Annotated in this window: 18 protein-coding genes and 2 pseudogenes; 12 read left to right on the forward strand and 8 right to left on the reverse strand. The window is 70.0% G+C overall.

All coding sequences use genetic code 11. The features are described 5' to 3' along the window. The first annotated feature begins 8 nt into the window (after positions 1-8). Together ACIA8R_RS42110 and ACIA8R_RS42115 are read left to right on the forward strand one after the other, a co-directional pair. Positions 9-1,649, forward strand: a complete 1,641-nt coding sequence (locus ACIA8R_RS42110; RefSeq protein WP_397043160.1) for a carboxylesterase/lipase family protein — start codon at positions 9-11, stop codon at positions 1,647-1,649. A 134-nt stretch (positions 1,650-1,783) separates the two neighbouring features. Continuing rightward, positions 1,784-1,846, forward strand: a pseudogene (locus tag ACIA8R_RS42115) (hypothetical protein); the annotation flags it as partial. 346 nt (positions 1,847-2,192) lie between these two features. Here the strand turns inward: ACIA8R_RS42115 and ACIA8R_RS42120 are convergent. Beyond that, positions 2,193-3,266, reverse strand: a complete 1,074-nt coding sequence (locus tag ACIA8R_RS42120) for a twin-arginine translocation signal domain-containing protein (protein WP_397043162.1) — start codon at positions 3,264-3,266, stop codon at positions 2,193-2,195. A 266-nt stretch (positions 3,267-3,532) separates the two neighbouring features. Here ACIA8R_RS42120 and ACIA8R_RS42125 point away from each other — a divergent pair, with 266 nt between their 5' ends. Further along, positions 3,533-4,039: a hypothetical protein gene (locus tag ACIA8R_RS42125; protein ID WP_397043164.1), complete on the forward strand. Its 507-nt coding sequence runs from the start codon at positions 3,533-3,535 to the stop codon at positions 4,037-4,039. Positions 4,040-4,363: 324 nt separating this feature from the next. Here the strand turns inward: ACIA8R_RS42125 and ACIA8R_RS42130 are convergent, their stop codons facing one another. The 3 genes from ACIA8R_RS42130 to ACIA8R_RS42140 form a co-directional block, all read right to left on the reverse strand. Continuing rightward, complete coding sequence (locus ACIA8R_RS42130; protein WP_397043166.1) at positions 4,364-5,833, reverse strand: endo-1,4-beta-xylanase; 1,470 nt, start codon at positions 5,831-5,833, stop codon at positions 4,364-4,366. A 19-nt stretch (positions 5,834-5,852) separates the two neighbouring features. Beyond that, on the reverse strand, positions 5,853-6,080 hold the full coding sequence (locus ACIA8R_RS42135; protein WP_357701492.1) for a hypothetical protein: 228 nt from the start codon (positions 6,078-6,080) through the stop codon (positions 5,853-5,855). 414 nt (positions 6,081-6,494) lie between these two features. Beyond that, positions 6,495-7,094, reverse strand: a complete 600-nt coding sequence (locus ACIA8R_RS42140) for a helix-turn-helix domain-containing protein (protein WP_357701494.1) — start codon at positions 7,092-7,094, stop codon at positions 6,495-6,497. Between the two features lie 76 nt (positions 7,095-7,170). Here ACIA8R_RS42140 and ACIA8R_RS42145 point away from each other — a divergent pair, with 76 nt between their 5' ends. Further along, positions 7,171-7,557 (forward strand): DUF4345 domain-containing protein, encoded by a 387-nt coding sequence (locus tag ACIA8R_RS42145; RefSeq protein WP_397043168.1) that lies wholly within the window; start codon positions 7,171-7,173, stop codon positions 7,555-7,557. A 182-nt stretch (positions 7,558-7,739) separates the two neighbouring features. Here the strand turns inward: ACIA8R_RS42145 and ACIA8R_RS42150 are convergent, their stop codons facing one another. Beyond that, complete coding sequence (locus tag ACIA8R_RS42150) at positions 7,740-8,282, reverse strand: hypothetical protein (protein ID WP_397043170.1); 543 nt, start codon at positions 8,280-8,282, stop codon at positions 7,740-7,742. A gap of 211 nt (positions 8,283-8,493) precedes the next feature. Here ACIA8R_RS42150 and ACIA8R_RS42155 point away from each other — a divergent pair, with 211 nt between their 5' ends. The 4 genes from ACIA8R_RS42155 (at position 8,494) to ACIA8R_RS42170 (ending at position 11,754) form a co-directional block, all read left to right on the forward strand. Then, entirely contained in the window at positions 8,494-8,646 is a 153-nt protein-coding gene (locus ACIA8R_RS42155; RefSeq protein WP_364094912.1) for a hypothetical protein, read from the forward strand. Between the two features lie 29 nt (positions 8,647-8,675). After that, positions 8,676-10,082: an FAD-dependent oxidoreductase gene (locus ACIA8R_RS42160; RefSeq protein ID WP_397043172.1), complete on the forward strand. Its 1,407-nt coding sequence runs from the start codon at positions 8,676-8,678 to the stop codon at positions 10,080-10,082. Positions 10,083-10,312: 230 nt separating this feature from the next. Beyond that, a complete protein-coding gene (locus tag ACIA8R_RS42165) occupies positions 10,313-10,699 on the forward strand; it encodes a metalloregulator ArsR/SmtB family transcription factor (protein ID WP_397043174.1) in 387 nt (128 codons plus the stop codon). Then, positions 10,696-11,754, forward strand: coding sequence for an ArsO family NAD(P)H-dependent flavin-containing monooxygenase (locus ACIA8R_RS42170; RefSeq protein ID WP_397043176.1), 1,059 nt, complete (start codon positions 10,696-10,698; stop codon positions 11,752-11,754). Before ACIA8R_RS42165 ends, ACIA8R_RS42170 begins: the two co-directional genes overlap by 4 nt. Here ACIA8R_RS42170 and ACIA8R_RS42175 read toward each other — a convergent pair. Then, positions 11,751-12,146, reverse strand: coding sequence for an ACT domain-containing protein (locus ACIA8R_RS42175; protein WP_364094896.1), 396 nt, complete (start codon positions 12,144-12,146; stop codon positions 11,751-11,753). The two genes, ACIA8R_RS42170 and ACIA8R_RS42175, sit on opposite strands and share 4 nt — an antisense overlap. Before the next feature lie 4 nt (positions 12,147-12,150). On the opposite strand from ACIA8R_RS42175, the gene ACIA8R_RS42180 reads away from it, so the two are divergent. After that, on the forward strand, positions 12,151-12,285 hold the full coding sequence (locus tag ACIA8R_RS42180) for a hypothetical protein (RefSeq protein WP_397043178.1): 135 nt from the start codon (positions 12,151-12,153) through the stop codon (positions 12,283-12,285). Between the two features lie 13 nt (positions 12,286-12,298). Here ACIA8R_RS42180 and ACIA8R_RS42185 read toward each other — a convergent pair whose 3' ends face one another. After that, the gene (locus ACIA8R_RS42185; RefSeq protein WP_397043180.1) at positions 12,299-12,634 is read right to left on the reverse strand and encodes a sulfocyanin-like copper-binding protein; all 336 of its coding nucleotides are present in this window, start codon (positions 12,632-12,634) and stop codon (positions 12,299-12,301) included. Positions 12,635-13,062: 428 nt separating this feature from the next. Between ACIA8R_RS42185 and ACIA8R_RS42190 the strand changes: the two are divergent. Both ACIA8R_RS42190 and ACIA8R_RS42195 read left to right on the forward strand, forming a co-directional pair. Then, positions 13,063-13,810: pseudogene (locus ACIA8R_RS42190) on the forward strand (FAD-dependent monooxygenase). Positions 13,811-13,956: 146 nt separating this feature from the next. Continuing rightward, complete coding sequence (locus ACIA8R_RS42195) at positions 13,957-15,132, forward strand: hypothetical protein (protein WP_397043182.1); 1,176 nt, start codon at positions 13,957-13,959, stop codon at positions 15,130-15,132. A gap of 89 nt (positions 15,133-15,221) precedes the next feature. Here the strand turns inward: ACIA8R_RS42195 and ACIA8R_RS42200 are convergent, their stop codons facing one another. Further along, the gene (locus ACIA8R_RS42200) at positions 15,222-16,046 is read right to left on the reverse strand and encodes a hypothetical protein (protein ID WP_397043184.1); all 825 of its coding nucleotides are present in this window, start codon (positions 16,044-16,046) and stop codon (positions 15,222-15,224) included. A gap of 90 nt (positions 16,047-16,136) precedes the next feature. Between ACIA8R_RS42200 and ACIA8R_RS42205 the strand changes: the two genes are divergently transcribed. Beyond that, entirely contained in the window at positions 16,137-19,190 is a 3,054-nt protein-coding gene (locus tag ACIA8R_RS42205; RefSeq protein WP_397043185.1) for a tetratricopeptide repeat protein, read from the forward strand. The last annotated feature ends 5 nt before the right edge of the window (positions 19,191-19,195 follow it).

Here is a 19,195-nt window from a genome sequence, read left to right on the forward strand (position 1 = left end):
GGAATCCCATGAGAAACGTCCTTCGGACGCCCATGACCGTGCTCGCCTGCCTGGTCACCGCGCTCGCCGCAGCCCCACCGGCGACGGCCGCGGGCCGCCGGGCCGGTGATGATCCGGGGGTGGTCCGCACCGAGACGGGCCTCGTCCGCGGCGCGTTACGCGACGAATACCGGCTCTTCCAGGGCATCCCGTACGCGGCGCCGCCCGTGGGGGCGCTGAGATGGGGATCGCCGCGACCCGCCGCCGGGTGGAGGGGGGTGCGCGCCGCGACCCGTCCCGGCCCCGCGTGCGCCCAGGTCATGGACTTCATCGGCGACAAGCCGAGCACCGCCGAGGACTGCCTGTATCTCAACGTCACCACGCCGAGGCGCACCACCGGGAAGCTGCCCGTCATGGTGTGGATCCACGGCGGCGGCTTCCTGGGCGGCTCCGGAGCGATCTACGGCGCCGAACGGCTGGCCGCCAAGGGCGACGTCATGGTGGTGACCTTCAACTACCGTCTCAACGCGCTCGGATTCCTGGCGCACCCCGCGCTGAACGGCGGCCCGGCCCGGCACGGGTCCGGCAACTTCGGGATCGAGGATCAGCAGGCGGTGCTGCGCTGGGTGCGGGCGAACGCGGCGGCGTTCGGCGGCGATCCGCACAACGTCACGCTCTTCGGAGAGTCCGCCGGCGGGATGTCGAGCTGCGTCCACCTGACCGCCCCGGGGTCGCGGGGGCTGTTCCAGCGCGTCATCATGCAGAGCGGGCCGTGCACCCTGCGCTGGCCGTGGGCCCCGAGCACGGCCGGACCGGACGCGGAGACCTGGCGTCCCAAGCCGCGGGCGCAGGCGGAGAGGCAGGCCATCGAGATCGCCACCGCGGCCGGCTGCGCCGACCTTCGCACGGCGGCTGCCTGCCTGCGTTCCAAGCCCGTGTCCGTCCTGCTGAAGGCCGTCGGTCCGCGCGGGCTCGCGCCGGCCTACGGCGCCGGAGTGCTTCCCCGGGATCCGGTACGCCAGCTCAGGTCCGGCGAGTTCGCGAAGGTGCCGGTCATGCACGGCATCACCCGGGATGAGCACGTCACCTTCCAGGTCGGCTTCGACGTCGAGGCGGGCGGCCCGATCGCCCCCAAGGACTACCCCGCGGTGCTCGGCACGTTCCTGGGCCTGGACGACAAGCAGACCGCGAAGGTGATCCGCCGCTACCCACTGAGCGACTACAAGGGCTCGACGAGCTGGGCGATGGCCGGCACGCTCACCGACTGGGCCTGGGCCTGCCCCGCGGTCGAGATGAACGAGCTGCTGGGCCGGTACGTGCCCACCTTCGCCTACGAATTCTCCGACCGGACGGCGCCGTGGTTCAAGGACGCTGCCCCACAGAGCTATCCGACAGGCGCCTACCACGCCGGGGAACTCCAGTACCTGTTCTCGCGCGCGTACGCCGGCCATGACCTGTCACCGGAGCAGCGGCGGCTCTCCGACGAGATGATCGGCTACTGGACCCGCTTCGCCCACTCCGGCGACCCCAACGGCGACGGGGCGACCGGCTGGCCGCCCTACGACGCGCCCGGAGGCCAGGTGCTGTCGCTCGCCACCGGCCAGAACGGGATCGGCGAGGTGAACCTCGCCCGCGAGCACCGCTGCGACTTCTGGAAACCCCTGACCTGATCCGAGATATCGGGTCGGCCGAGCGGGCGGCAGGCTGACCGGAACGGCGAAGACGAGCGCCCCCAGCGAGCGCTTCATCGCCACGGCACGGAGCGCACAACCGACTGGTGCCGGCAACGCCTCGTCGTGTATCCATGCGCGCCGAGGCCGGACGCGAGCCGCACGACCGCGCCCCGTGCGACCTCGTCGGTGAGCTGTCCACGCTCAGCACCGAGTTCCGCCGCCAGTGGGCCGTCCACGACGGACGGTGTACGGCCTCACCGTCTACACCGCCGAACCGGGCAGCACCTCCGAAGGGCGGCTCAAGCTCCTGGCCAGCCTGGCGGCCACCCAGCGGGCACACCCCACCAGCCGGCCGCGTTGAAGCGCGCCGACCCGCCCGCAGCGCAGCGACGGCGTGCCGGCGGGTTTGCTCGGCCCTGCGTTCGCTGATCATTTATCGGGCGAGGCCGTCGACGTGGTGTCGGGGCCGAACGGGCGTGCCGGCTCGATGAGGTGCTGAATCCAGTCGGCCCCGCGCAGAGGCCAGGGCTTTCAAGGGCATCAGCATGCCTGATCTTGCGCGCCGGGCGCGCGGCCGAGCAGTCGCAGGATGTCGTCGGACAGAAGCTCGTCCGGGCCCTTGAGAGCGTTCGCGAGTTTCGTGTCGGTGCAGAAGATCATCTCTGCGGCGATGTTGTCCTGCACGATCCGGGCGACGTTGTCCAGGGCGACGGGGATCGGCTTGGAGGGGATCTCGGCCGTGGATAGGTCGATCAGGTGGGTGTCGGCCTGTGCCGGGTCCATGAACTTCTTGATGATGACGGAGTTCTGGTTCCGGGAGGATGTGGTCCAGATCGTGAAGACGACGACGTACAGGCCTTTCCAGGCGTCATCGCCGAGCTGTCGGCGCCAGCGGGTCATGATGTCCGCGACGCCTTCGATCTGCACTTTGCATGCCCAGTGCATGTTGGTGCGGATGTTCGGGTACACGCTGCCCGAGTAGTCCTCGAAGGACTTCATGTCGAAGGAGCGGCTTCGTGCGGTGTCCGCGATGAATTCGCGTGATCTGTCGAGGATGTTTGCGCACGACTGCTGAAGGCCAGGTGGGAGTCTCGCCTCGTCGAGTTGCCGCCGGGCCGTGGCTATCGTGGCGGAGGCGTCCTTGAGTGGCTCGACCCAGCCGTCTCCCGGCCCCTTGAACGCGACCATGTCCAGGTCGTGCGGATCGATTCTGGCGTTCTGGAACGCCGGGGCCTGCTTGGGCAGGTATGGGGCGATGACTGTGAAGATGCCCAGCGGGAGGTGGGCGATCGACTTCGCCAGCTCGAAGATCTCGTCGACCGGGTGCAGCGACTCCAGTGCCTGCCCGTTCGAGACGAGGCTGTACAGACCACCCCGATGGTCGTTCTGGACGACGATGACCGGGCTCAGGTGGTTGACGAGGTCGGCTTTCAGCGCGGCGTAGTTCCGCCGCGTGTCGGCGTTGACCGCACGGATCGCGTCGCGTGCCGGTCGTTGTCCGGCCGCGTGCGACGGGGATGTGCCGGTACGTGCGGCGGGGAGTACGTTGCCGCCGAGCAGCGTCGTGGCGCCGGCTGCGGTGGCGGTGCCGAGGAATGTCCTGCGTGTGACCACTGTCTGACCTGCCTCTCGAAAGCCGCAGCGCCGACGAGATCGTCCGCCGACCCCAGGCCCTTCGCCGCACCGTCACTCCCACTCCGGCCCAAGCTGTGCTGGGCCGGAAAGTTGACTTAATGTTTGTGTATGGTAACGGTAAGTAGTGGGCCTGCGGATTCTCAGGTTCGGGGCAAGCGACTGCGTCGTAGGCAGGAGAGGGCATGTCAATCCTCAAGGGCGTTCCGCCGTTCGTGTCCACCTCACGCGGGTCTCGGTTCGCCGGGATGGCGATCGGCGGCCTTGCGCTGCTCGTCGCCATGCTCGTCCCGGTCGCGACCGGCGCACGCGCCGCGATCGGGTTGACCAAGTGCACCGGTTCCCAGACGGTGACCTACACCCCCGGCCTCACCGATCAGCCCCGGGAGGTCACGGTCAGCGGGACGGCCCCCTTGATCGAGTGCGTCTCCAGCAGTGATCCCACCATTTCCCAGGCCACGTCGACCTTCTCCGCCACAGGGACGTTCTCCTGCACCTCTGGCACGAGGGCGGGCAGCCGGAGGATCACGTGGAACAACGGCAACACCAGCACGCTGTCCTCCACTTCCGCCGTCTCACTCAACGGCGCGGAAAGCCTCGTTCTGATCAAGGGTGTGGTGGTCGACGGCGAGTTCGAGGGAGCGCGGTGGACCGGCACGTTCCCCATGTTCAGCACGAAGCCTCAGGCCTGTCTCACCGAGCAAGGGCTTGCCGACGTCTCCGGCCTGCTCACCCTGAGCATCGGTTCACTGTGAACCGGCCCGACTTCGATGGACGCCTTGCTGTCGGCCGCTGTCCCGGCGTTCCTCTGCCCTGCCCTCCACCATGGCGCGGTGTCTCGGAGGTCACGCTCGACGTTGTGACGCAGTGGATGTCGCCGCCGCGCCGTTGGCCGCGTTGGGCCGGGTGACACACCTTTCCCGGCCGGCGATGGAGCTCGCGGCCGGGGACCACTTCGCCGCCACGTGCGCCCTGAGCGCAACCCCGGCCTCAGTGAAGCTGTTCGCAACCGAGCCGCGTGACGACCCCGTCCCAATGCGTCGCGTCGCGGAGGGCGCCGAGAACCGGGCCCTTCCGGACTACGGGTGTCCCGGCATGTCGGTCAGCTGCCAGACAGGGGTGCCCGAGCACGGCACCAGTTCGAGGACGGCTCCCGTGGCGGTGCTCCGGTCCTTGACGGCGACGCATCTGGAGTTGCTGAGGGACACGATCTGCTGCCCGTCCCCCGACGGACGCAGCTCGAACTGGTAGTCGGTGAGCAAGGGCGCGCACGAGCCGCGGGTCAGGGTGTCCTGGATCCCCGCCCTCGGGATCCCCGCCTTGAGGCACTTGTCTCCGGACGGGTCGGAGATCTGGTAGGTCTTCGTCGCCACGCGGCGGAACAGCAGCCGCTGGTCGGTCCCGCACGCCGCCTGGACGACCTGCGTGCCGGAGAAGGACAGGCACTTCTCGGAGTGGCTGGCGACGGCGGTCGAGGTGAAGTCCCGTTCCGTCAGCCCGGACCGCAGCTGGAGATAGGCGGGCTTCTTGGCCAGCTTCTCGTCCAGAGGGTGGGCCGCACCCCAGCCGGGAACCCCGGACGGCACCCACGAGTACTTGTCGGTGAGGCTCCACATGGTCAGGGACACGCAGCGGGCGACGGCGAGGCACGCCTCGGCGGCCCGGCGGTAGACCTCGCCCTGGGCGGCCAGCTTGTCCGCGTCCACCGGCAGCTTGAGCCGGACGTCCAGCTCGGTGACGGCCACGTCGACGCCCAGCTCGGCGAACAACTTCAGAGTGCTCTTGAGCTGCGTCAGCGGCAGCGTGGCGGGCATCGGGTCGGCGATCATGGCGTGGGTCTGGAAGCCGACGCCGTCGATCGGCACGCCCTGGGCCCGCAGGTCGTGTACGAGGTTGTAGAGGCCGTCCCGCTTGCGGTTGCTCCACTCGGCGTTGAAGTCGTTGATGTAGAGCTTGGCCGCGGGGTCGGCGGCGTGGGCCCAGCGGAAGGCGTCGGCGATGTAGCCGGGGCCCAGGCGCTTGAGCCAGATGGATTGCCTGAGGGTGCCGTCCTCGGCGAGGACCTCGTTGACGACGTCCCACACGGCGACCCGGCCGGCGTAACGCTTGACGGTGGTCTCGATGTGCTGTTGGAGCGCGGCGCGCAGTTGCTGGTCGCTGAGTGAGCCGTCGCTGACCCACGTGGGGAGACCGCCGTGCCAGACGAGGGTGTGACCGCGGACCATCTGCTTGTTCTCCTGGGCGAAGGAGACGACGGCGTCCGCCTTGGCCCAGGTGTGCACGCCGGATTCGGGCTCCACGTTCACCCATTTCATGGCGTTCTCGGGGGTCACGCTGTTGAACTCGTACTTGAGCTTGTCGCGGTAGCCGTTGTCGGTCTCCAGGGCGCGGTCGTTGACGGCCGTCCCGATGCGCAGGTTTCGGGCCGCCGCCACGGTACGCAGGGTCTCCTCGGCGGCGGCGGCGGCGGAGGCGGGGATGACGGCCGTCGCCGCGACGCCGAGCAGAACGGCGCCCATGCCGGCGAGGGACAAAAGGGAAAGTTTCATCTCTTCTTTCGTAATCGGATCACGAGCCGGGAGCTCGTTGTGTGTGGCAGGAGGCCGGGCGCCGGAACAGGGAGAACACGCCGGCCCAGCAAGCGGGTCCGAAGACGGCCCCGGCGCCGCCCGCCGCCAGAAGAACGGGGCAGAACGAGGGATGGGTGACCGGGGCGTCCACCGGCTTGTGCCCGCCCGTGTTCGAGGCGCTGTAGATGTCGACGCCCGGAGCGGCGATCGTGATGTACGAGCGCACCTGGGAGAAGCCCGCCCGCCTCCCCGTCCGGCCCGCCGGTTGCTCCGGGACAGGCGGCCGGGGACGACGCGACGTTGTCGGCGTCGGTGGCCAGGGAGCCCGTCGATTCTCCGTTGCCCGAGCCGGCGAGCAGGAGTGCGCGCTTACCTACGGCATGGTCCACCGCGGCGGCTTCCTCCTCGTACGGCGCGAAGTCGGCCCATGCGTCGGTGCCGAGCGACATCGAGATCATCTTAGCGCCCCTGCCGGCCGCGGACCGGATGCCCGTGGCCACCGCCTGCTGCGACTTCTTGATCTCGGGATCGATCTTTCCGTTCTCGGCCCACTTGTCGGCCAGGGCGACCTCGTCGTCGTGGAGGGGCCGCCTGATCGATTGGCGCCGGCGGCCGGGGGGCGACGGCCGCGACGTGTCTCTCAGCGGCTCGTCGGGTTCTCGGCGAGCAGTGGTTCGAGGGCGCCGAGGGCCGCGCCGACGCAGATGTCGCGTAGCTGATCGCGCGTGCAGGTCTCGCGGGTGAGCCAGTCGACGCACAGGACCTGGACGAAGACCAGCCAGCTCTTCAGAACCCCGGAGACGGCCTCGCGAACGTCGTCGCCCGCGAGCGGAAGGACCGCCAGCAGCCTCGCCCGGAGTGCGTCCAGCTCGTTCGACATGATCGTCTGGATCACCGGATCGCCCGCGAGGACCCGGTTCGCGGCGAGGACGGCGTTGCGGTTGGCCACGAAGTAGTCGAGATGGACGTCCATGCCCTGCGCGAGCTGCTCCCGCAGTGAGTGGGCGGGGTCGAGCCGCGTCTCGGCGAGCAACTGGTCCGCGGCCTGCTGGTACACGGCGGCGAAGAGGGCCTGCTTGCTCGGGAAGTGCCGGTAGAGCAGAGCTCGTGACACGCCGGCCTGCTCGGCGACCTCTTCCATCAGCACGTCGGCGTAGGGGTGAGCGGCGAAGAGCCGGGCGCCGACGGCGAGGAGCTGGGCGTGGCGCCCGTCAGGGGTGAGTCGCTGGCGTGGAGGCATGGACCAAGCTTAGTTGACACACGTCTACTAGCGCGGGCACCGTAGTAGACATATGTCAACTAAGGCGGGAGAAATCATGGTCAAGGCGCTCCGTACGCTCGCTCAGCTGATGGGGTGGGCCTGCGTGCTGATCGGCCTGCTCCACGTGGCGCTCGGCAACGCGGCGATCCCCGGCGCCGCTTCCGCGGGGCCGACGATCGACAGCTGGGGCCGGTTCATGGGGGCCGCCTTCGTCGGCTACGGGCTGGCATGGGTGTGGGCGGCGCGGCAGCGCCCGATCCCGGCGACGGTGGTGCGGTGGCTGGCCGCCGTCTTCCTGCTGGGCGGCGTGGGCCGGCTGCTCTCGCTCGCCGTGTCCGGCCGGCCGCACGGGTTCCAGCTCGTGCTGGCGGTCATCGAACTCGTTCTGCCGCCGGTCTTCTTCTGGCTTGCCGACAAGGAGGAGCGCGCCTACTCGGCCTGAGCGGCACGGCGGAGGCGCTCGCGGGCGCCACTTCACCGTGCCGGGCGCCACCCGCGGGAAGTCCGGTACTCCTTCCAGGTCGTGGAGCGCCGGGATCGCGCGGGGGTGATCACCACTGCCGCCACGGCCGTTCTCGTACCTGCTCTGTCTCGCCTTGGTCGCGAGCGCCGCGACCGGCGGGCTCAGCTCCAGGTCGCCCGCTTGAGAATCGTGCCGAGCCGGCTGTCGCTCCACTGGTCGAAGATGAGGATCTTCGACTTGGGCAGGTGCCAGATCCGCTCCTGATAGGAGACGCCGGTCCGCTTGGCCGACTGCGTCGTGCAGCCGACGCGCCAGACGCGGTAGGTGGCCTGGTGTCCCGCACCGACCGGGCGGAGACCGCGGGCGACGAGCTTGCCGGGGAAGTCCTCCACGTAGCGCTTGTCGGGTGCGCAGGCCGCGAGCCCGTTGCCCGGGTGGTACGGCTCCTCGGGGTCGTAGGGGTTGCCGTGGCGGGCCAGGGAGATGCCCTCCGGCCCGACGAGGTAGAACCCGCGGCACTCGACGGCGAGCCGGTCGCAGCCGCCGGTCATGACGTGGACGCCCCACCTGTCTGCTTTCCCGACTTTCCAGGTACTGGGGATCTGGAGCGTCATGCCGCGGAAGGTCAGCGGCTTGGTCGCCGCGCTCTGTGCGGGTGCGCCGGTGAGCAGGAGGGAGGCGGTCACAACCAGGGTCGTCAACATGATCCCGAGGCTAGGGAAGCCCACTTGTGGCTCGGCTGCAACGCTCTTGTAGCGCGCTCGAACGGGCTGCCGGGCGAGCTCTCGGTGGACGACCAGCCCGACGACGCTCCGCCGGAACGCCCATGCGGCCCGCCAGCTAATTTGACTTCCGTCTAAGCAGTGGCGCATGATGACTCCTGCTTAGATGAACTTCTATCCAAAGGGGTGCGTGATGCGCGCTCTGTTCAGCCGACGCCGCCCGTCCATCGAGCGGACCGGCTTCACCGTCGACAAGGCCACCTCGCGGGTGTGCGACCTCGACTGCCGCGCCGATGCCGCCATCGAGCGCGCCCGCCTCTACGCCACGTTCCCGTCCTTCCGCTAACCTCCCTCTCGCCACCTGGAGAAACAGTCATGAGCGACAGTTGCTGCGGCCCCACCACGATCGCGATCGAGCAGGTCACGACCCCTCGGCAGGCCACCTCAGGGCGGCGGGACGACCTGCCCGTGGTCGTGATCGGCGCGGGCCCCGTCGGCCTGGCCGCCGCCGCGCACCTGGCCGAACGCGGCATCGACTTCCTGGTCCTGGAGGCCGGCGAGCGAATCGCCGCGTCGATCGCGCAGTGGGGGCACGTGCGGGTGTTCAGCCCGTGGAAGTACGACATCGACGCCGCCGCCCGCCGCCTGCTGGAGGCCGACGGCTGGAGCGCCCCCGACCCCGAATGGCTGCCGACCGGCGCCGAGATCATCGCCGACTACCTCGCCCCGCTGGCCGAGCTGTTCGGTGACCGGGTGCGTACCGACGCCCGAGTGACCGCCGTCAGCCGCCTCGGCTACGACCGGGTGCGCACGGCAGGCCGCGAGCAGGCCCCCTTCCTGATCCGCCTGGCCGACGGCGGCGAGTTGCAGGCAGGCGCGATCATCGACGCCTCCGGCACCTGGACCACCCCGAACGCGCTGGGCGCCTCCGGCCTGCCCGCCCATGGCGAGAACGAGGTGTCCATCGACCACGCCCTGCCTGACGTCCTCGGCACCGACCGCCACCGCTACGAGGGCCGGCACGTTCTGGTCGTCGGCGCCGGCCACTCGTCCGCCACCACACTGCTCGCCCTGGCCCAACTGGACGACACCCCGATCACCTGGGCCATCCGCGCAGGCAACGCCGGCCGCGCCTACGGGGGCGGCGACGCCGACGCCCTCCCGGCCCGCGGCGCGCTCGGCACCCGCCTGCACGCCCTCGTCACCTCCGGTCGCATCCAGCTCCTGACCGGCTTCTTCACCCACCAGGTACGCGCCACCGGCGACGGCGTCGAAGTGACCAGCCGCACCCCCTCCGGCACCGAGCGGACGATCATCGTGGACCGGATCGTCAGCGCGACCGGCTACCGCCCCGACCACTCCATCGCCGCCGAACTACGCCTCGACCTCGACCCCGTCCTCGGCTCCACCCGCGCCCTGGCCCCGCTCATCGACCCCAACCGGCACTCCTGCGGCACCGTCCCCCCGCACGGCGTGGACGAGCTGGCCCACCCCGAGCCCGGCTACTACGCCATCGGCGTCAAGAGCTACGGCCGCGCCCCCACCTTCCTGCTCGCCACCGGATACGAGCAGGCCCGATCGGTCGTCGCCGCGCTGGCCGGCGACTGGGAGGCCGCCCGCGACGTGCAGCTCGACCTGCCCGAGACCGGGGTGTGCTCCTCCGGCCTGGCCGAGGATCAGGAGCAGCGGGTCGGCCTGGCCGGCGGCATCAGCGGCGGCCTGCTCTCCGCCCCGCTGCCCCTGGCCACCGTCTCCGCCTCCACCGGGTCCTGCTGCGGCTGACACGTCCGAAGCCCCTGGAAAGGACGGTCCGAGGAATACCCCACGGCGGCCCATCGAGAGGCGCTCCGCCTCATCTGCGATCACGGCCCGCTGGACCCGCCCCGACCCGGCGAGCGCCTGCTCGCCGGGCTCGGGCGGACGAGCGCGGTGGTCGTGGCGTTCGCGGCGTTCGCGCTGCTCGTCTACCACCGCCTATAATTTAGACCGGCATCGAATTAAGGAGTCGCGTCATGGCAGCCCCCGCCTCCACCCAATGCTGTGCGCCGATCGCCCGCGAGCCGCTCGGCGAGGCCGACGCCGCCGAACTGGCCACCCTGCTCAAGGCCGTGGCCGACCCGGTGCGGCTGCGCCTGCTGTCGATGATCGGCTCCCACGCCGGTGGCGAGGCGTGCGTGTGCGACCTGACCGGCGTGTTCGACCTGACCGCCCCCACGATCTCCCACCACCTGAAGGTGCTGCGCACCGCCGGGCTGATCGACGGTGAACGCCGCGGCACCTGGGTCTATTACCGGATCATCCCCGAGGTGGTGAACAAGCTGGGCGCGCTGTTCACGCCGCTCGCCGCCCCCGCCAAGGCGCAGAACGGCCCGGTGGACGTGGAACTCCTCACCGTATGACCGACGCGGCACGCCTGGCCGATGTCGTGGTCATCGGCGCCGGGCAGGCCGGGCTGGCGGCCGGCTACTACTTGCGGCGGGCGGGCGTCGACTTCGTCATCCTGGATGCCGGGCAGGCCCCGGGTGGTGCCTGGCAGCATGCCCGGCCGTCCCTGCGGCTGTTCTCGCCCGCGCAGTACGGCTCCCTGCCCGGCCGGATGATGCCGATCCCGGCCGACGGCGGCTATCCGGACGCCGCCCACGTCGTCGCCTACCTCACCGACTACGAGCGGCGTTACCGGCTGCCGATCGTCCGCCCGGCCGCCGTGCGGGCCGTGCGGCGCGCCGGCCCGCGCCTGGCCGTGGACAGCAGCGCCGGCACCTGGCACGCCCGCGTCGTCGTCAGCGCCACGGGCACCTGGTGGCGTCCCTACGTGCCGCACTACCCCGGCATCGGCGACTTCCGTGGCGAGCAGTTGCACACAGCCGGCTACCGCGGCCCCGGGCCCTTCCGTGGCCGTCGGGTGCTGGTCGTGGGCGGCGGCAACTCCGCCGCGCAGATCCTCGCCGAGCTCTCCCAGGTCGGCCAGACCACCTGGGCGACGCTGCGCCCGCCCCGGCTGCTGCCCGACGAGATCGACGGCCGCGCCCTGTTCGACCTGGCCACCCGCCGCCACCGGGCCGCCCTGACCGGACAGAACGCCGAGAGCATCGCCGACCTGGGCGACATCGTCGCCGTCGCGCCCGTACGCGAGGCCCGAGACCGAGGCGCGCTCAAGGCCGAGCCCATGTTCTCCCGCATCACCCCTGACGGGGTGGCGTGGGCCGACGGCAGTACGGCGGCGTACGACGTGATCGTGTGGTGCACCGGCTTCCGTCCCGCCCTGGCTCATCTGGCCCCGCTACGGCTGCGCGGCCCCGGCGGCGCTATCCCCACCGACGGCACCCGCGCCCTGGCCGAACCGCGCCTGCACCTGCTCGGCTACGGCGACTGGACCGGCCCCGCCTCGGCCACCCTCATCGGCGCCGGCCGCACCGCCCGGCAACTGGCCGCAGAGATCACCGCCCAGCTCTAGTGCCGTGGCCCGGCTTCGCCGTCCTGGCTCTTCACCTGGTGCCCTGCTTCCTCAAGGACGGTGATGGCCTGCTGTTTCCTCGGCTCGGGAACCAGAACCAGGTCGGCATGGAAAGTCGAGGCCACGAATACCGGGATCGCCGCCTCCGCCAGCGGCTTGACGATCGCGGACAGCATTCCGGGAATGTCCAGGCCGTGTGCTGTGGCACCTCCGTAGAAGCCGATCCACTGCTCCGCCGCGTCCGCACCTCTGGCCTCACGGACCACGGTCAGCCCTTCCGGAGCGCGGACGAGCACCAGCCAATCGTCCTCGGGCACCCCGTCTTGCGGCAGCTGCTCGACGGCGAATGCGGGAGACATGATGCTGAGATGCTGAGCGGTGGATGCGTCCATGGGCATGTGTCTACCAGTCACCCATCTGGTCGCACGCTCCGCCCGCCTGTACGGCGTGCCGCTCCGGGCCGGCGCGATGGCGTCCGACAACCGCCGCTACGCCACCGTAGGACCGCCGTCCGCCCGGACCTCGGCCTGATCAGGCCCATGGCCTAACCGGTGACGTCGAGTTCGGCGTACATGCCGGCCGCGTAGTGGCCCGGGAAGTTGCACAGCAGCTCGTATCGGCCCGGCCGCAGTGTCAACGTGGTCCAGCTCGTGGATCCGGGAGCTATGCCGTTCCCGGCGCCCGCCCCACACGTACGAGACGCCTCGCCGAGGCTGCCCGCCTCGCTGACGCGCCCGTCCGAACCGGTCGCCCGCTGCCCCGGCGCGTGCCCCGCCGGGAGCGGCAGCACGACGACCTCGTGGGCGAGGGTCCCCTTGTTGTACGCACGCAGCGAAACCTTGCCGGCTGGGACGCTTGAAGGCGTGGCCGTCAGTCTCATCCGCGTGCCGTGCGGCCCTGAGCCGTACGGGCCTTGAGTGCCGGGCATCATGCCACCCGGACCGGGAGTTCCGTACGGTCCGGGATCATGGGGGCCAGGGCTCATCATGCCTGACGCCATGTCGGCAAGGGCCACGTCCACCACACGCCCTTCAAGTGGTGGCGCAGTGCACGCAGGTTGCTGATGTGGCGGGACCGCTGTTCCTCCCAAGCCGATGGCCGCGTACATGACGGCGCTCATCGCTGCGTAACTCATCCTGGGCAGCCACATGCTCGGCACCTCCGTCGCTCCGCCTCCGCTCGAGGCCGGCCGTCCTGAGGTTCTGGGTGAGGACGCCTCACCCAGACCCCCTGCCCGAACGGAGCCAGGGCATGCCACGCCCACCTCCACCTCGCGACCCACCGGATGCGAGAGGTGGGATCGGATCGATGGCGGCGGACTACCTCGTCGCCGCTGACGGGCACCGCAGTGGGGTGCGTACGGCGCTAGGCGTCGATCGGCACGGTCCCCGGCAGCCTCGGGCACAACGTCAGCATCATTTTCGACGCCGACCTCGGCGATCTGGCCGACCCCCGCGATGCCCACCCTGCACATCCTGTTCAACGACCAGGGCAGTGGCCTGTTCACCACCATCGACCACGCCATTGACCGACACCTGTACAGCGTCACCTACGACCCGGCCATCGGGGCCTCACCCGAGGACTTCACCACCGAGCGTTGTACCGAACTGATCCGCCTGATCACCGCACTGCCGGACCTCGAACCGCGGATCAAGGCGGTGGCGCCGTGGGAGATGGCGGCCATGGTGGCGGATCGTTTCGGGTGGGGCGGGTGCTGCTGACCGAGGATGCGGCGAAAGTCACCCCACCCAGTGGCGGGATGGGCGGCAACACCGCGATCGGTGACGCCTACGACCTGGCCTGGAAGCTCGACTCGACGGCCAGGCCGGGACTGCTGGACAGCTATGACGGCGAGGAAGGCGGTGCCGGGGCCTTGGCCGCGGATGGGATCCGGCTTCTTGCGCTGCTCGAGCACGAGGATCTTGAGCGGCCGGCCCCGGCGGGCCTGGCTGAGGAGCTCCAGGGTTTCGGGCGTCTCCCAGGCGGTCGGGTGCCGCCGGACGCGTGGGCCCGCAAGGCAGTGCATATGACGGACAGTTCCGGAGCGTGCACCTAAGCATGTCAAGGTGCTGAGGGTATTGCCGAAGAGTCCTGTTATAGCCCCCTTGGGCGCTCTTGTTGTGCCCTCGCCTTGACGTTTGGATCACCTAGGAGTGCTCTTCCGTGCCGCCGCCTGTGCTGCCAGGAGAAGGAGCCGCGACCTTGACCATGCTGACCTACACCCTCATCACGGACCCGGCACCCTTGGCGGCGTCCGAGGCCGGGCGGCAGTCCAAGTCCACGGGGACGGTGTACCTGCTCGTCACGAACACCGGGCAGACGGCGTACGCCACGATCAAGGTGACGGTTCCCGTCGGCACCGGCGCCGGCCACCTCACCGACGACTTCACCACGATCACGCCCAAAGGCGAGCACACCGACGTCAAGACCGGCCGCACCCGTGCGGTGACCGTCCAGGCGCAGAGCTTCGCCTTCCAGGTCAGCGATCAGGGCAGCGCGATCACCCTCGGTCCCGGTGACCACATGGTGGTGACGCTGGAGAACGTCGCTGTCGCTCCCCAAGCCGGGCTGGCTGTGCTGCGGGTGACCGAGGCCGCCGGCAGAAGCAAGAGTGGGGGACTGCGCAACAGTGACACGGCGGTGGCGGTGGTGAAGACCGCGCCGAAGGAGATACCGCCGCCGCACGGCTTCCGCGCGGACAACGTCGTGGTGGACGCCGGAACAACGGTCACGCTGAACTGGGAGGGATCCGACGACTTCACGTACGAGATCTTGTTCCCGGGTGGCCGGAAGCCCGTTCCCAAGGTCGAGCACACCGGGTCGCACGGCCCGTACTCCTTGGTGCTGGACGCCGCCGACGCCCCGAAGCGCGACACCACCTACACCCTCGTCGCCGGCTTCGGCACCCGGCGGCACACCGTCACCACGACCGTTCAGGTGCGCGATCCCATCCTGGGAACCCTCACCGCCGTCGATGGCGTCACCACCCCGCGGTTGGAGGGATCGACCAAGGGCGACGGAAGCATCACCCTCCTCCCAGGCGGGGTGAAAGTCTGGAGCACAGGCAGTTCCGACGCCCCGGGCACCGTGTTCGCCGACAAGGCCGACCTCAACGGCGTCAACACCACATGGGTGCAGGGCAGAAGCACTGACGACGGATTGATCGCCTTCTCCAGGTTCGGTCTGCAGGTGTACACGGGCGGGACGGGCACCGCCACCCCTGGCTCCGTGTACGCCGACTCCATACGCGCGAAGGACGCCCCCTATGGGCAGGGTGGCGGGTGGATCAACCTCCACGACGAAGGGATGACCGTCTACCTGTCGAAGGACGGGAGCAACGGACTGGGCAGCGTGACGGCCCGCGACTTCAACCGCTGACCTCGACTCCTTGCGATCGCCTCCCAGGCCACCGCCCGCCTGCCGGTCGATGGCCTGTCTCGTTCGCGGTGGATCGACATGGGCGGGGTTCAGTCGTGGAAGCGGCCCTCACGCGTGTATGTGCACGAAAGGCAGTTGGGGTCGGAGCCCCAGGTGTCGTCCTGGATGATCCTGCGGTAGCGGTTGATGATGCCCTTTTCGACGTGCTGCTCCTGCCCCGGGTACACCAAGGTGTCACTTTGCTCCGCCCACTTGCTGAGGACGTTGTTGAAGTAGAAGAGCCGATGGTGGGCGGCGATCTGGGGCGGGTTGCCGGCCGAAAGACAATTGATGAGCCAGCTGTCGGCGTTCACGTACTTGCCGCCGTAGCTGGAGGAGTAGGAGTCCCTGGGCAGCATGCCGGGGTGGCCCACGTCACGCCAGTGGTACCAGGGGTAGTAGGTCTTGTTGCAGTTGACCGCGCCGGACATGGTCGGGACCGCGGGGGTGGCGAGGCCGTCGACCTCCACCAGTTCCTTGGTGACCGTCCGGCGCTGCAGCTCAGCCGGCAGGGGCTTGGTGCCATGGGCCTCCACCAGCCGCTGCGGGACCGCGACCGAGGCCGGGGTGATCTTCAGGTACGTCTCGAGGAAGCTGTCGCCACTCTCGCGGGCGAACAGACGGGCGCGGCCGATGAAGGCGGTCTGGACGAGGCCCACGTCGCCGGACGGCTGGCTGTCGTTGAACTCCACGGTCAGCCCGTTGCCGTAGCGGAGCAGCGCGAGCTTGACCTCGGCGTCCGCCTCTTCGGCGATCGGTGCCGCCCTCAGTTCTTCCGCTGTGGGCTCGCTCATGGCCTTCGTCGAGGCGGTGGCCGGAGCGTTGAGCAGGAGAATGCCGGCGCTCGCCGCGAGCAGGGCTGGAATGACTCTCACGATCTTCTCCTCGTCGTTCGGGACTGAGCACGACGGTAGGAACGGAGCTTTCAGTTGCCTTAAAGTCCAGCCCGGCAGATACTTCTCGCTGTGACGGCGACCGAGCCTCTGCTGCCACGAGGGCAACTCACCGCCCTTTTCGATCAGATCCCGCGACACCGGCTCACCGTGGTGACCGCGGGCCCGGGCGGCGGTAAGACCTCGGCCGTACGCGGCTGGACGCGGGCCCGGCCTGATCATCTGGTGGCATGGCTGACCTGGGCTGACGACGCCACCCTGATCGAAGAGAGCTGCCAGGCCCTGGGCGCGCCGGCCGGGTGGATCCGCTCCGCCGGACTCGCCACCGAGCTGGCCGCCGCCGTCTCCCGGCCGACCGTCCTCGTCATCGACGAGGTGGAGCGGATCGAGCCGGGCACCCCTGGGGCGCGCCTGCTCGAAGAGTTCTGTCACCACGGCGGCGACGACCTTCACCTGGTGTTGATCTCACGCTCCGCCGTCCCCTTCCCGATCCAGCGCCTGCGCGGCCTGGGTCATGTCTTCCAGGTGTCGGCGGAACAGCTGGCCTTCACCCCTGCCGAGACCCGCTCACTCTCCTCGATCGTTCTGGGGTCGGACGACCTGGCGGAGGAGGTTCACGAGCTCACCAAGGGGTGGCCGGTCGCCGTACGGCTGACGCTGAGCTGGCTGAGCGGCCTGCCCTTGTCGGACCGTGCCAGGCGGATCGCTGCCACGCCGCTGTTCGACTATCTGGTCGAGGAGGTGGTGAAGGACGAGCACGAGGAATTCCTCCGCGCGACCGCTCGGCTGCCGTGGTTCACCGACGAGCTGTGCCAGGCGATGGGGGTCGCCGTCTCCCGCGAGGAGCTCCGCGCTCTGGCCGCTCAGCACATCCTGATCACGCCCTGCGATCAGGGTTATGTGGTGTCGACCTTGGTCCGGGAGTTCGTGGGTGAGGTCGGCCGGGTGCCGGCGGCGGCCCATTGGTATGAGTCGCATGGGTTCGTCCGGGAGGCGCTGGCGGTTTGCGACGAGCCCGGCCATCGGGTGGCGATGATCGAACGGTGGCATGCGTCGCTGCTGGCCGAGGGGCACGCGGCTGAGCTCGTCCGGGCTTGCGTCGCCGTACCGGAGAAGGCGCGGACGTGTGCCGTGGACATGGCCGAGGGACAGGCACGCCAGGTTCAGGGGGACTGGGCCGGCGCGCTGGAGTGCCTGCGCCGTGTCGATGCCACTGACCCCGCGGTGGCCTGGCGGATGGGGATGATCTACTACCAGCGGGGGGACTACAAGGCGGCGTTGTCGACGTTCGAGCTGGCCGGCGGCTTCGACGGCTCGGCGTTTCCGCTGCCCTCCTCAAGCTCCTCGGACCGGGCGATGTTGCTCGCCTGGTCCGCCAGCGCTCGCTGGCTGGTCGGCGAGAGCGCGGAGGCGACCCAGCTGGCCGAACAAGCCCTGGCGATGGCCACCCTCTGCCAGGACGAACGCGCTGCCGCCTGCGCCCACACCGCGCTGGCCATGGTCACCCACGACGCCGGCGACGGGGCCGGAAGCGAACGGCACAGCGCCCTCGCCCTCGCCGCCGCGGAGAGCTCTGGAGACCTGTTGTTGTCCGCCCGCGTCCTGGCCAACCGCGCCGCGAGCCGCGCGGAGGAGGCCCGCTACGACGAGGCCATCGCCGACTCCGACCTCTCGGTACGGCGAGCGGACCTGGTCGGGGACCCCGTCCAGACCGCGATCGCCCTGCACAACCGCGCCGATGCGCTCATGGGCCTGGGCAGACTCGACGAAGCCCTGGCCGACTTCCAGCGGGCACGCGACATCTTCAGCCGGGTGGGCAGCGACAAGCTCGGCCACCCGCTGGCGGGGCTCGGCAAGGTCTATCTGGAGCGCGGGGAGCTGATGCATGCCCGAATCAGCTTCGAAAACTCCCTGAAGCATGCCGAACAACTCCAGAACGCCCATCTGACCCAGACAGCCCTGGCCGGACTGGCCTGCGTCCACGCGGTCGACGATCCCGCGCTGGCCGTCCAACTGGCCGAACGCGCGGTCGCGGCAGGCGGCGGCTCCAGCCGGGTGGACGCGCTCCTGGCCGCCGGCTGGGTCTGGGCAGAGACCGGCGACCGGACCAAAGCCGGCGCCTACGCCCGATCCGCCCACGAGGCGGCCGTCAGCCGCCGCGACCGGGCCAAGATGGCGGAAGCCCTGGAACTGTCGGCCTTCACCGTGGCCGAATCCCCTGGCGAGCGAGCGGACCTGCTGGCGTCCGCAGCGGAGATCTGGGCACAGATCGGCAGCCCGGTGAACATCGCGCGTAACGCGTTCGCCCGGGCGCGGCTCAACGGCTCCGGCCTCGACGAGGCGGAGCAGGAGCTCCGCCGCGTCGGCCTCCGCGGGCCGCACAGCTCCGGCGCCGGCCTGCTCCGCGCGATCACGCTCCTCGACCATGACGCCGTGCGGTTCTGCATGCTGGGTGGAGTACGGCTCAGCCGCTGCGGCAGCGCTGTCGAATGGCAGTCCCGAAAGGCACGCGACCTGCTGACCTGGCTGGCGTGCCAACGCGGCCGCATTGTCGCCCGGGAAGCGGTGATGGAGATCCTTTGGCCGGGTGAGGAGCCCGCGTCCTGCTCCAACCGGCTTTCGGTCGCTCTGTCCACGGTGCGCTCGGTCCTGGACCCGCAACGGAAGTTCGGGCCCGGGGAGTTCGTCCGCGCCGACAGGTACAGCATCCAGCTGGTCGGACTCCGTACCGATGTCGAGGAGTTCCTCTCCGCTGCCGCCGAGGCGCTCGCCTCCGGAGACGAGGACCTCCTTGTCGCGGCTGAGGCTCGCTACACCGGGGACGTCTGCGAGGACTCTCCTTACGCCGAGTGGCTGGAGCCTCTGCGTGAAGAGGCTCGCGCCGTACACCAGGCCCTGCTCCGCGAACTGGCCTCACTCGCGGAGGCGGCCGACGACCCCGACAGAGCGGTTCGCTACCTGCTCCGCCTGCTCGAACGGGACGCCTACGACGAGGCCGCCCACCTGGGCCTGGTTCGAACGCTGACCGGAGCTCGCCGCCATGGTGAGGCCCGTAGACGCTACCGGCTCTATGCCGAGGCGATGAGGGAACTCGACGTGGAACCGGCCCCGCTCAGCCTCATCTGAGCCCA

The sequence above is a fragment of the Nonomuraea sp. NPDC051191 genome (assembly GCF_044455665.1).
In the GTDB taxonomy this organism is placed as follows: Bacteria; Actinomycetota; Actinomycetes; order Streptosporangiales; family Streptosporangiaceae; genus Nonomuraea.

Excerpts from the sequence above, each read along its gene's own strand:
- ACIA8R_RS42170 (WP_397043176.1), top strand. The coding sequence starts at position 10,696 with ATGACCGACGCGGCACGCCTGGCCGATGTCGTGGTCATCGGCGCCGGG.
- ACIA8R_RS42175 (WP_364094896.1), bottom strand. The coding sequence starts at position 12,146 with ATGGACGCATCCACCGCTCAGCATCTCAGCATCATGTCTCCCGCATTC.
- ACIA8R_RS42180 (WP_397043178.1), top strand. The coding sequence starts at position 12,151 with ATGTGTCTACCAGTCACCCATCTGGTCGCACGCTCCGCCCGCCTGTAC.
- ACIA8R_RS42140 (WP_357701494.1), bottom strand. The coding sequence starts at position 7,094 with ATGCCTCCACGCCAGCGACTCACCCCTGACGGGCGCCACGCCCAGCTC.
- ACIA8R_RS42155 (WP_364094912.1), top strand. The coding sequence starts at position 8,494 with ATGCGCGCTCTGTTCAGCCGACGCCGCCCGTCCATCGAGCGGACCGGC.
- ACIA8R_RS42110 (WP_397043160.1), top strand. The coding sequence starts at position 9 with ATGAGAAACGTCCTTCGGACGCCCATGACCGTGCTCGCCTGCCTGGTC.
- ACIA8R_RS42185 (WP_397043180.1), bottom strand. The coding sequence starts at position 12,634 with ATGAGACTGACGGCCACGCCTTCAAGCGTCCCAGCCGGCAAGGTTTCG.
- ACIA8R_RS42125 (WP_397043164.1), top strand. The coding sequence starts at position 3,533 with ATGGCGATCGGCGGCCTTGCGCTGCTCGTCGCCATGCTCGTCCCGGTC.
- ACIA8R_RS42145 (WP_397043168.1), top strand. The coding sequence starts at position 7,171 with ATGGTCAAGGCGCTCCGTACGCTCGCTCAGCTGATGGGGTGGGCCTGC.
- ACIA8R_RS42130 (WP_397043166.1), bottom strand. The coding sequence starts at position 5,833 with ATGAAACTTTCCCTTTTGTCCCTCGCCGGCATGGGCGCCGTTCTGCTC.
- ACIA8R_RS42150 (WP_397043170.1), bottom strand. The coding sequence starts at position 8,282 with ATGTTGACGACCCTGGTTGTGACCGCCTCCCTCCTGCTCACCGGCGCA.
- ACIA8R_RS42165 (WP_397043174.1), top strand. The coding sequence starts at position 10,313 with ATGGCAGCCCCCGCCTCCACCCAATGCTGTGCGCCGATCGCCCGCGAG.
- ACIA8R_RS42160 (WP_397043172.1), top strand. The coding sequence starts at position 8,676 with ATGAGCGACAGTTGCTGCGGCCCCACCACGATCGCGATCGAGCAGGTC.